The organism is Wolbachia endosymbiont (group B) of Limnophora tigrina (genome assembly GCF_964263235.1).
GTDB lineage: Bacteria > Pseudomonadota > Alphaproteobacteria > Rickettsiales > Anaplasmataceae > Wolbachia.
Map to the genome: position 1 here is coordinate 388,469 of NZ_OZ181655.1, position 12,159 is coordinate 400,627.

General features: G+C 34.8%; 10 protein-coding genes and 1 tRNA gene. 4 read left to right on the forward strand and 7 right to left on the reverse strand.

All coding sequences use genetic code 11. The annotated features are described in order from the left end of the window. Positions 1–477: 477 nt before the first annotated feature. Positions 478–554 (reverse strand) — tRNA-Met (locus ACE38O_RS01895). 59 nt (positions 555–613) lie between these two features. Between ACE38O_RS01895 and ACE38O_RS01900 the strand changes: the two genes are divergently transcribed. The 3 genes from ACE38O_RS01900 (at position 614) to ACE38O_RS01910 (ending at position 5,717) form a co-directional block, all read left to right on the forward strand. After that, a complete protein-coding gene (locus tag ACE38O_RS01900) occupies positions 614–2,806 on the forward strand; it encodes a ComEC/Rec2 family competence protein (RefSeq protein ID WP_374698901.1) in 2,193 nt (730 codons plus the stop codon). Between the two features lie 35 nt (positions 2,807–2,841). Then, on the forward strand, positions 2,842–4,734 hold the full coding sequence (locus ACE38O_RS01905) for a hypothetical protein (protein ID WP_374698902.1): 1,893 nt from the start codon (positions 2,842–2,844) through the stop codon (positions 4,732–4,734). Between the two features lie 71 nt (positions 4,735–4,805). Next, positions 4,806–5,717, forward strand: a complete 912-nt coding sequence (locus ACE38O_RS01910; protein WP_374699060.1) for an RluA family pseudouridine synthase — start codon at positions 4,806–4,808, stop codon at positions 5,715–5,717. Positions 5,718–5,848: 131 nt separating this feature from the next. On the opposite strand, the gene ACE38O_RS01915 is transcribed toward ACE38O_RS01910, so the two are convergent. Together ACE38O_RS01915 and ACE38O_RS01920 are read right to left on the reverse strand one after the other, a co-directional pair. Continuing rightward, a complete protein-coding gene (locus ACE38O_RS01915) occupies positions 5,849–6,676 on the reverse strand; it encodes an EndoU domain-containing protein (protein ID WP_374698903.1) in 828 nt (275 codons plus the stop codon). 54 nt (positions 6,677–6,730) lie between these two features. After that, positions 6,731–7,930, reverse strand: coding sequence for a phosphoglycerate kinase (locus ACE38O_RS01920; RefSeq protein ID WP_374698904.1), 1,200 nt, complete (start codon positions 7,928–7,930; stop codon positions 6,731–6,733). Between the two features lie 329 nt (positions 7,931–8,259). Here ACE38O_RS01920 and lepB point away from each other — a divergent pair, with 329 nt between their 5' ends. Next, the gene (gene lepB / locus ACE38O_RS01925; protein ID WP_374699061.1) at positions 8,260–8,982 is read left to right on the forward strand and encodes a signal peptidase I; all 723 of its coding nucleotides are present in this window, start codon (positions 8,260–8,262) and stop codon (positions 8,980–8,982) included. Between the two features lie 7 nt (positions 8,983–8,989). Here lepB and hscA read toward each other — a convergent pair whose 3' ends face one another. Genes hscA through iscU form a run of 4 tightly spaced genes read right to left on the reverse strand, consistent with a single transcriptional unit; the run spans position 8,990 to position 11,983 of the window. Continuing rightward, entirely contained in the window at positions 8,990–10,747 is a 1,758-nt protein-coding gene (hscA, locus tag ACE38O_RS01930; RefSeq protein ID WP_374698905.1) for a Fe-S protein assembly chaperone HscA, read from the reverse strand. Beyond that, positions 10,725–11,183: an iron-sulfur cluster co-chaperone HscB C-terminal domain-containing protein gene (locus ACE38O_RS01935; RefSeq protein WP_164224977.1), complete on the reverse strand. Its 459-nt coding sequence runs from the start codon at positions 11,181–11,183 to the stop codon at positions 10,725–10,727. The genes hscA and ACE38O_RS01935 overlap by 23 nt, the downstream gene beginning before the upstream one ends. Further along, positions 11,176–11,580: a HesB/IscA family protein gene (locus ACE38O_RS01940; protein WP_374698906.1), complete on the reverse strand. Its 405-nt coding sequence runs from the start codon at positions 11,578–11,580 to the stop codon at positions 11,176–11,178. Before ACE38O_RS01940 ends, ACE38O_RS01935 begins: the two co-directional genes overlap by 8 nt. Before the next feature lie 10 nt (positions 11,581–11,590). Further along, positions 11,591–11,983, reverse strand: coding sequence for a Fe-S cluster assembly scaffold IscU (gene iscU / locus ACE38O_RS01945; RefSeq protein ID WP_374698907.1), 393 nt, complete (start codon positions 11,981–11,983; stop codon positions 11,591–11,593). Positions 11,984–12,159: the final 176 nt, after the last annotated feature.

Here is a 12,159-nt window from a genome sequence, read left to right on the forward strand (position 1 = left end):
AAACGAAAAAAAAGGCAAAAGAAGCCCCGACTAATATCTATTTAAAAACATTGGCGTTTTTTTATGTTTTAAACGTCTAATAACCGCGACTTAGCTGCTTTTTAATGCAACTAACCTTTAGTCATAAATGTTTAAGAAATTTACTAAGCAGAAAAAAAGGCAAAAGATATCCCGTGTTAGCTAGTTGTCACTCTCTAATCCTGCAAATTGGCGTTCTATACTGTCTTAAACGCTTTATAAGCGCGTTTCGGCTTATATAGGTAAAAACCTAGAAATTTTTAAAGACATGCGATGCACGTAGTGCGAAAAATTAAACATGAGACGCCAAATACCCTAAGTTTTTTGTCATTAACCTGCACAGATTGCGAAGATAAATAAATAGCTTCAGTTTCATGATAAGGGGGTTGGCGGAATTTGTCAAGTAAGTTTTGGTTTGTATAAGCTGCCTGAAACCACAATATTCGCACAGTTGGAAAATGGTTGCGGGAGTAGGATTTGAACCTACGGCCTTCAGGTTATGAGCCTGACGAGCTACCGAGCTGCTCCATCCCGCGTCGTTGTTTATTTAGCTATTATACTTGCAATTATAGGATATACAAGGATAAAATCCGCTATGGGTCGTATATTAGTATATTTATTAACTTTTTTTGACATAATAGTTAGCTATATACATCATAACCTACGTAATGAAAAATATAACTTGATACTGTGGTTTCCTGTGTGTCAGTGTGTAGGGATTTTAACCTATTTTTCCCTAAGTTTTGAACCAAGCTGCATTTTCACTATATCTACTTTTCTTTTGCTTTCACCTATACTAATTTTGATTGCAATATTGTATAAAAGGTACGCGATATTATGTATCGCTTTAATTGCAGTGCTCATAGGGTTTACAGCCAGTAAATTAAGAACAGCTTTAGTTGATACTCAAATTCTTGATAAAGAGAGGTATGTAAAAAATATCGTTGCCACAGTGAAGGATATTAACGACAGGGGCTCATACAAACAATTCCTGCTTTCTGTTACAAAACCCTCTACTATCTCAAAATCCTTTCCTGTCATCCCAGCACCCCCTTTTGTCATCCCAGTACTTGATACTGGGATCCAGAAAAAAAAGATATGGATTCCAGAGTTACGCGCTGGAATGACACCGGATAGAGCTCTAGATAACATCAGAATATCAGTGAGAACCAAAGTGGAAAAAGGCATTAAAATAGGCGATCAAGTAAAATTATCAGCAAAACTCTTCCCTCTAAAGATTGCGCCTTCGGAGTATGCATACGATTTTGCAAGAATAGCATATTACCAGAAAATAAGCGCTACAGGTTTTGCAACAAGCAAAATAGCCCTGCACAAAAAGGCTGAAGCAAGGAAATTTCAAGAATATATAGAATCTTTCCGTCAATACATTTATGAAAACCTGCAGCAAAATATTAAAAAACCACATGCAGACATAATTTCTGCATTACTAATCGGCAAAAAGGACGGAATAGACCAAAAAACTATGGATGCGATAAGAGATTCAGGTATAGCACATCTGCTTGCTATATCCGGCCTGCATTTATCATTCGTTGCTGGCCTGTTTTTTATAGTGTTTCGTAATTTATTTGCAATATCTGAAACTTTGACTCTTAAGTATAACACCAAGAAAATATCTGCATTCCTTACTATCTTGCCAACCACGTTTTATTTGTTGATTACCGGTATGCAAATTTCTGCTCAGCGTGCCTACATCATGGTGATTTTAGTACTCGTTGCAATAATGATAGAGAGAAAATATCGAGGGTTAATAGCAATTGCGTTTGCTGCTGCAGTGATACTCTCAGTAGAACCAGAAGCAATTTTAAAGCCAGGCTTTCAGATGTCATTTTCTGCGGTTTTGGCACTGGTTGCCAGTTATCAAATTAATGCTAATAAATTGTTCAAAATAAAAATAATGAAATATTTTGTGTCGATAATGATCAGCTCAGTAATAGCAAGTTTAGCAACTGTTCCGTACACGATATACAATTTTAATTATTTTTCAATTAGTGGCATTATCACAAATTTAGTTGCTATACCAATAGTTACATTAATTATTATTCCACTTGGAATAATTTATGTCTTATTGATTCCTTTAGGTATTGAATGGATTATAGCGCCATTTATAGAGCGCCCAATTGTCAGTATTTTGTATATAACAAACGCTATCGCTAGTCTTCAGTATTTGGTTATTCCCATTCGCACTTTTCCTGCATCATCAATTATTATAATAACACTTGGTTTATTGTGGCTGTGCTTGTGGGAAAGAAATTGGCGTTTCTTCGGAATTTTCTTTATTGTACTAGGTATTTGCTTTGGCACCGCATATAAAACCCCCGACATCCTAATAAATGCTGATAATGTTGCTGCAAAGGAGAGTGATAACTTACTATATTCTCTCACCAGAAAAAATAGGAACTTTGTTGTCAAAACATGGGCGAAGCAAAATGGGCAGAACCAAATTTTGAATCATACAAAATATAGCAATCCAGATAAAAGACTAAAGTGCAACGATTATGGCTGTATATATAATAAAGGAAATAATAAATCAGTACTGCTAGCTTATAAAAAAGAAGATATTCTAGAAAATTGTGATAAAGTTGATTTAATAATTCAATTAAGTGAGTTTGACTATTCAGCTTGCAACACTAAAATTATTAAACATGCTGATCTAGAAACTTATGGCACACATTCTGTTTGGTTAACAAATCGTTACGTAAAGATTAATACAGTGCGCTCTAAACGGCCTTGGCATAAGTTAAAAAGCTTGATTTTAAAGTATTATTAATATATAATTAATTAAATTTAAATGTAAGGAAATTTATGGCTGAAAGTACTACAGAAGACTTTTTTAGTTTTAAGATAGATCATGGGGTAACTCAGCTAGACAACGTCATTAGGTGCCCCACTCAATTGTGGCATGCAGCAAAAAAATATTCTGTAAATAATACCCTATCTATGGCAGTTGTGAACGCTTGGCTTCAATTTTCTCTAGCCTATGTTGCTGCAGTTATGGTAACTGATAGTGACGTAAGTTTCATCACAAACATTCTTAATTCACGAATAATGCCAGCCTATGTTTATGCTTCTGTTATTCTTGGGATAATTCTTGTGGTCTCTCTTGCTATAAAACATATGAACAGGCAAGAGATAAAAGATGAGAAATCAAAAGATGGTAATAGCCTAATAGATGAAAAGATTAGAGGTGGATACAGTGATGGAATAAATGAGATCGCTCAAAATGCATTAACAATAGAAATTGTTCCTGATTTGGTCGATAAAAAGCAAGATTTTTCAATAGGTTTACCAATCTCTGAAAAACAGGGAGAAATATTGGAAAACGAAAGACAAGAGAATAGGAATAAAGTTATTTTGCTTACTATGCCATATGTGCTGAGTGGTCTAGTTGTAGTTACCGCATTGGGAAAATTTGGCTTTACCTATGCCCGAGGTTGGGAAGAATGGACTTTTATTGCAGTAGTAAATGTTATCGCTATTGCTGGAATATGTATAGCATTGAGTAAATTAAAAAGTAATGAAGTAAATAACGCATGTAATCTTGTTAAAAAATTCAATAATGTGGATATTCTACTCCCATTCAGAAGTGGTACGATTGTATCGGTAATGGAAAACAAATTTGAAAGTAAAGAGGAGAATGATCCTATATCTCGATTGATAAAATTACTTGATAAGCGCCTAACTCATTTGGTCAATGAAGTTTGTTACCTGTTTGACAACAGTCTTTTAAAGCCTGCAAATATTAACATTGAGAAAACGCTTGATGGCATAAAAAAGGATATTAAGACTTTACTGGATAATTTAGAAGAAAGAATACAACAAAATGTAGACGGAGTAGAAGCAACTGCAAATGAAGCAATAATTCAATGTCTGGAAAATATTGACAAAAGTGTTGATGAGTTATGTAAGGGAGTTGGCAAGGATGTACAAAAAAGATTGGATAAGATAAGTATAAAAGATTTAGTAAATAATCTAAGTAGATTGGCAGAGACTCTTGAAGATAGAATATCTAGACTTAAACCTGGAGCCCATATGGGATTATCCGGAGCGACTTTTGTAGATGAGAGATTACCTAATGCACCTGGAGGAAGAGAAAACGACCAGTTACCTCAAGATGAACAGACAAGTAGTGATGAAGTACCTGATGCACAACGAGTGGATTGGAAAAAAGGAGTAGAAGAGATAGGGCAGCTAAAAAAGAAAATAAATGCATTGGAGAGGGCATTAAAAAAAAAGGAAAATAATCAAAACCAACCTGATAGTGGTAATAGCTCTTCTAGTTCTGAAAGCGTGGATAGTATTACTAATCTACTGGAGGAACAAAGAAATGTATTACGTAAGGAAAATAAAGACTTGAAATTACAACAAGAAATAAAAGACTTGCAAGAAGAGAACGCCAAGTTAAAGAAAGAATCTCCTGAGCAAGAAGAAATAAATAAGTGGCAGAAAAGTATAAATGGCAAGCCAAGTGAATTTTTACATTACATACTAGAATCTATTAAGCTGGAAGAAAAAGATAATAAAGAAAAAAAGGTTGAGGCAACATTACGGGATTTTGATAATAAAGTTACAATCCATTGGAAAGATGGCTCTGAGACAACTTGCCATATTAAAAAACAAGGTGATCTTCCTAGTACAAAAGTTGATTTTGTAGATCAAAATATTCAAGCAGCATTTGCAGTAGCTCGCGCGGGGTAGTTGTTATAGACCACTTAGAAGTAACCTTAAGTGTTAATAATGATAAAGAGAAATTAAGGTTAGACACCTATATAGCTGAAAAATGCAACATATCACGCAGCAAAGCGCAAAGATTGATACAAAATGGGCAGGTGAAATTATTTGGCACACCGATAATTAATAATAATCACATAGTAAAACCAGGTGAAGAGTATATAGTGCATCTTATTTCTAACAACGAATCTACATCAATTGAGCCTAATTATGACATAAAACTTGATATCATCTACGAAGATGAAGACATTATAGTGCTTAATAAACAAAGTGGATTAACAGTGCACCCAGGTGCTGGAACAAACAATGATACGCTTTTGAACGCAGTTATCGCTCACCTTGGTAAAATCCCATACGGCCACGTAAGACCAGGAATCGTTCATAGACTCGATAAAGATACCAGCGGGCTGATGGTAATTGCAAAAAATGAGGAAGCCCATAGTTTTTTGTCTGAATTGTTATCAAATCGTAAAATAAAGCGAGAATATTTAGCAGTAGTTTGGGGAGCATTATCTTCCCAGCAGGGAACTATAAAAACTAACATTGCTCCCAAACGTGGTAATAAAGAAATGATGTGTGTAACAAAAATCACAGGCAAATTAGCAATCACTTACTATTTAGTGCAAAAAGTTATAGGACAAGCAAGCCTGGTTAAATGCACTTTAGAGACAGGTAGAACACACCAAATTCGAGTCCACATGAGCCACATAGGACATTCCATAGTTGGTGATCAAGTTTACGGAAAAAATAGTAGTAAAAGCACAAAATATGCTAAAAACTCTAGTTTTATTCGTAATTTCAATAGGCAAGCACTACATGCTTATACACTTGGCTTATACCACCCAAAAAGTAATAAATACATGGAATTTGTCTCTGATTTACCGCAAGATATAAAAACTTTAATTGGTGAGTTTGAAAATATACCTAAGAAAGGTTTACCTGATTTTTGAAGTATAAACCGACAATTTGAAAAACCGTCATTCCGCTATTAGTTAGCGGATGAGATACCGCGGGTGTTGCTTGGGTCAGCATAAATTGGCTATAACATTTTTATCATTTGTTCACCCTATTGGTTTTGAAATTAAGATTTATTGCAACTACAATTAGTACTCTTATCATCACATTTTGGTGTTAAGCCGGGATAGAACGTGAGTATACCATCATTCTTTCTTACAAACACTGATTGATAATTGTCATCTTCCATTTCATATAGGCACATTCCATCTTTTCCTAATTCCTTAAACGCCTTAGTTGCAGAAATTAAAATATCATCGGCATGAAGGTTGTATGCGTATCCATTTGGGCATTTAACTTTCACTTCCCCATCCTTACCCAAATATTTCATTCCAAATGTATAAACTGGTGGCTTAATATCTGATTTATTGCATAGGGACTTATGATTCCAAATTGCACCTGCCCATTTATCTTCTTGAGCTTCAACATATCTACCTACAAAATGCATACCACCTAATTTATCGTTTGGCTCACCACAAAAAATATGTCCAAACCCTATAGTTTCTTTTTCACTTCCACTATTTGTAAACCAAATGTTAGCCAGTTCATCTTTAAATAACTCCAAATCCGCATCTGGCGTAATCACTTGATGATCAAGCTTATCATATATTCCTTTCACTACTTCTTGATGCTGCGGACAACTAAGTAAAATTTTGAAATCTTCTTTATCTGGATGTGCTCCCCAATCTCCACAAACTTTCAACACTCCTCTATCGAAGTCAGTTAATTCTGGAAACGGTGGTATATAACCTGGTTGTAAACTGAAAAATGGTTCAAAATTGACCTTAACATTTTCTTCTACATAGCCGGTGTGAAAATAATGATCCTTAATATAAAAAATCAATCCTATTATTGGTATTATTAAACATAAAATTAGTTTAACTGTCTTCGACATAATCACGTTCACAAAAAAGCTAGCCTATAAGAAACAATTTAAAAAAGTCTTAATCTAATGTTGAGTGCATTTTTGCAGAGCAGCAACTCCCGGCATTTCATCACCACCCAGCCAACTTAAAAACGCTCCTCCGCCAGTGGAAACACATGTAAAATCCTTATCGGTAAGGCCTGCAGCGCTTACTGCAGATAGACTATCACCTCCCCCTATTATGCTGGTTAACTTTCCTTTGTGCGTTAAGTCACTTACGACTTTCATTACCCCTATTGTACCGCTTGCAAAAGCTGAATGTTCAAAAACACCAATAGGTCCATTCCACAGCAGAGTCTTACTGCTTGCTATTATACTGCTTATTGTACTCAAAGTTTGTGGTCCGATATCCAAAATTATATCACCGTCCAAAATGGACTCAGTTCTTCTTGAAATACTAGTGCTGTAATCAGAGTTTACTGCAACCAGAACGTCTTCTGGCACAACTATTTTGCAATTGTTTTTATTTGCTGTTTCAACAATATTATGTAGAAGGTCGTCAACACCATTTTGAAAGAAAGATTTTCCTATATTTACTTTGCTAAATAACAAAAAATTATTAGCAATTGCACCTCCGAGAACTAGGTAATCAACCTTTTCTGTTAGCTTTATAAGCATTTTTATCTTAGTTGACATTTTGGCTCCCCCAACTATCGCAGTAATAGGTTTAGCTTTAAACGATACAGCTTTTTCAAGATACTTTAGCTCATCTTGTAAGCAAAACCCTGCATAGGAAGGTAAAAATTCTGTAATGCGTGAAATAGAAGCGTGAGCTCTGTGAGAGCAAGAAAATGCATCATTTACATATATATCCGCTAGAGATGCTAGTTGTTTGGCAAAATTTGAGTCACTTTGCTCTTCCTCTTTATAAAATCTTAGATTCTCTAGTAATATTATATCTCTTGCATCCATAGCACTCACTGCTTTTTGCACTTTTTCACCAATGCAATCATCAATGAATTTCACTTTTTTATTTAGTAACTGCGATAAAGTGTCAATTACATTTTTTAGCGACAGATTATTGTCTCTGGTCTTTGGGCGTCCGAAATGCGATATAATAATAATCTTTGCACTTGCATTCACTAAATACTCAATAGTAGGCAATGCTCTCAAAATACGAGTGACGTCACGAATTTCTCCATCTTTTATAGGAACATTGAAGTCAACTCTGAGTAAGACGGTTTTATTGTGAAGATCACAATTTTCTATACTAGGTATATTCATTGTAAAACTAAAGCTATAAAGCCACTATACAGCAGTTTGACCTAAAGTAAAGTTTTAAGTTTACGAACGTTTAAGGAAATTTGCATCCAGATGGTGTCAGCTACTTTCATCTGCCACCTGCAAATTGCAATGTTCGTACAGTTATGTGTCACGCTACTTGGATGACACCGTTGAAAGAAATGAACCGCCTTTTCAAAATTGTTTTGAATAGAGGAATAACATTCACAAGTAAAATTTCATATTACCATTTTTTAATTTATGTATTATAATAAGCTTAATCTATAAGAAGAACAAAGTTGGAAAAGTTGGAAGAACTAAGCAAAAACTGGATGATAAGAACGGGAAGATTTTTATCTTCATTGTTTTTTTTACTGTTGATTGCGCTATCAATACGTAGTTTTTTATTCGAGCCATTTCATATACCTTCTGGTTCAATGAAAAGCACCCTACTTGAAGGGGATTACATTTTTACTAGTAAATATTCATACGGTTACAGTAAACACTCATTTCCATTTTCTCCAAACATTTTTAGCGGCAGGATTTTTTATACCCCTCCAAAGCGTGGCGACATAGTAGTTTTCAAACCCACAAGAAATGACAGCATCAGGTTTGTTAAGCGAGTAATAGGAACACCAGGTGACAAAGTGCAAATGATAGAGGGAGAATTATACCTAAATGATCAGAAAGTAGAGCGAAGGCAAATTGAAAGTTTTTTTGATTATGAGTCAAATCGTAACATACCAAGATATATAGAAACGCTTTTAAGTGGCAAGGAGCATGAGATTTTGGTAGATAACATTTCTAATAAGCTATCATATAACACTCCGGTTTATTATGTACCTAACGATCAATTTTTTGTTATGGGAGACAATAGAAATAATTCTTTGGATAGCAGGTTTCCTGAAGTTGGTTTTGTACCAATGGAAAATATCATTGGGCGTGTGAGCATAGTTGGTTTATCGTTTAAATTGGGGAAGGTCGATTGGTTACCATTTAATTTCAGACTACCTGTTGCTCTGAGATTAAATAGAGTATTGCACAAGGTTGTGTAAGCTTTTTCTACCTATTTGTTAATTCACACAACTCTAAAGAAGAATTTTCTAACTCGGCGATAGCGTTGTTAATTTCATTCAAGTCATTTCCTTGCAAAGCGTTTTTTGCATTTTGTAACAGATTTCTCAGCTTTCTATCAGTGGAGAGGCTATTATTGTTTTCAACCAAGTGTATAAGTTTATTTCCATTAATTTTAGCGCCTGCAAGGGAACGAGCCTTCATATCTTCATCAAAGCTGTTTATTGACTGGTTAACCATATTTTGAACATCAGCTTCACTTAAGCCAAAACTTGAATTTATTTCAACTACCTGCTTGATTCCAGTAGTTTTTTCTCTTGCAGTAACAGTCAAGATCCCGTCAACGTTAACTGTAAATTCTATTTCAATTCTTGCAGAACCTGCAGGCAGTGGCGGTATACCTTTTAGTTCAAACTGCGCTAGAGATTTGTTATCCTCGATCATTTCACGTTCTCCCTGACAAACGCGAATTTTCATTGCCGTTTGCCCATCAAAATAAGTTGTAAACTCTTTTATCTCTGAAACTGGCAGTGGCGTATTTCTTGGTATAATTTTTTCAACTATGCCTCCCATAGTTTCTATGCCAAGTGATAAAGGTAGAACATCAAGGAGAACAGAATGAGCCTGCAAAGCTGCTCCAATGACCACTGCTTTATCTGGATCTGCGTCACTTAGTACTTTATTTCCAAAGAGCTTGACTAGTGAATTTTGAACCAATGGTGTTCTAGTTGCACCACCAACTAAAATTACTCCTTTTATATCATCAATTTTAAGATCTACGTCGCTTATAGTACGAGTGACTATATTGATAGTCTTGTTAACCAAAGAACTGATTGCCTGTTCGAACTTCTCTCTAGTTATTTCACATTCAAATGGCTTGCCGTTAATGTTAAAGCCAAAAGTGCCTGATGCATTTTCACTTAAGTATTCTTTCGCGGTACGGATATTGCAGGTTCCAGCGTTATGTGTTGGAATGACATTAAGGTGTGTTGTCGACTCCTTGTTTAAACTTACTTTTTCTCTATACTTATCAAGTACAATTGAACTTAGTAGGTGATCAAAATCATCACCGCCAAGTTTGGTGTCACCACCAACCGCAAGGACTTGAAACACTCCTTGGTGCAATTTCAATATTGAAATATCAAATGTTCCTCCACCAAGGTCATAAACTGCATATATTCCACTGTTATTGTTCTTTTCAATGGAGTAAGAAAGCGCTGCAGCGGTTGGCTCGTTAACGAGGCGAAGAACTTCTATGCCAGCTAATTTTGCTGCATATTTAGTTGCGTTACGTGCTGAATCGTCAAAGTAAGCTGGTACAGTAATTACTGCTTTTTTCACTTTTATCCCTGTGGATTTTTTTACCCTCTCGCATAAAGCTTTTAATATCTCAGCAGAAATCTCAACAGGAGTAAGATACTTTTCCTCTGAGCATTTTACTCTAATAACTTTTTCGCTTTCATGATCTATTTCAAAATTGAGGCCTTCTTTATTTAATTCTTCAACACTTTTACCCATTAAACGTTTTATTGAGTAAATCGCATCTGAGTCGATATCGTAGCCAGTTTTCAATGTATTATTTTCATACGAAATAACAGAAGGCAGTAGCTCTCTTCCTTGCTCATCTTTAAATATCTCCACGTTGCCAGCTTTATTTACCATGGCAATTAAAGAATTGGTAGTACCAAGATCTATACCAAAAACTACTTCACTTGAATTTGGTTCAGAAATTTGAATTGGTTGCATTCTTTTTCACCTCCTCAAATGACTTATATAAATATTTCAATCTTAAGACTTGTGTAGCAGCTCCATCAAAATTCTTTACAGCAAAAGTGTTAATTAGGTTTTTAACGCAATCTTTTATTTTTTCATCAACCATCCTACTTGCAAATTGTAGATCATCGCAGTCCAGCAAGTATTCTCTTATTTCCATTGATTCATTTAATATTTCAGAATTTGGATGATCCTTTGGGCTTTCCACACCAAAAAGATTCAACAAATGCTTGGCACGTTCTAGTGGTGACTTTAGCACTTGATAAGCTTTGTTAATATTAATTATATTTTTAGATTGTCCTTCGTTTATATCAGTCCTGCTTAGCTCAATATATTTTTTCTCTAACTCATCAAAGCTGATATTGAAAGTTGGTTCAATTTCAAACAATGTAAAATAGCTGCTAGACATGAAAACTCTCTCCACAACCACACTTTCCTTTTTCGTTGGGATTTTTGAAAACAAAACCCGATGAAAATTTTTCTTCTACATAATCCATTTCAGAGCCAAGTATAAACATGACAGATTTTGGATCAATCAACACTTTAACTTTTTGGCCATCACTACAGTTTTCCTCAATCATCGACTCTAAAGGACGAGTATCATACGCATATTCAATATTATATTTTAAACCAGAACATCCTTTTTGTTTAATTAGCACTCTTATTCCTATTGCTTCTTCCGGTTTCTCAAGGTTAGTATGCTTCTTTTGGTCCAATAAATACCTTATCCTTTCTACTGCTTTCGCAGTTATAGTAATAAGTTTTTTGTCTTTCTTTATAGTGTTTACTCCTTGATATTCACTCATGCTTTAGTTCTCAATGGCCACCTTTATTTTGTTTACTTTGATAATCATGAATAGCAGCTTTTATAGCGTCTTCAGCAAGCACCGAGCAGTGTATCTTTACTGGAGGTAAAGATAATTCTTCTACTATTTGAGTGTTCTTTATCTGTGTTACATCCTCAATAGTTCTTCCCTTTATCATCTCTGTTAACAAAGAACTTGAAGCAATGGCAGAACCACAACCAAAAGTTTTAAATTTTGCATCTTCAATAACACCTTTGTCATTGACCTTTATCTGCAATTTCATTACGTCACCGCACGATGGTGCACCAACTAAACCAGTACCAACATTTGGATCATTTTTATCCAGAGAACCAACATTCCTTGGATTTTCGTAATGATCTAAAATTTTCTCATTATAACTCATAAAATTACCTGTAAACCACTACCTTATATTATAACATATTTAGGTTAAAAACTAAAGTAAATAACTCGTTTTACTAGTATCTTACTCTACAAATTCTAGTAAAACGAGTGTTTAACTTTACAAATACACATAATACGTGTATTTCTTTACAACCAGCGTCTCTATGTTGTCATTAA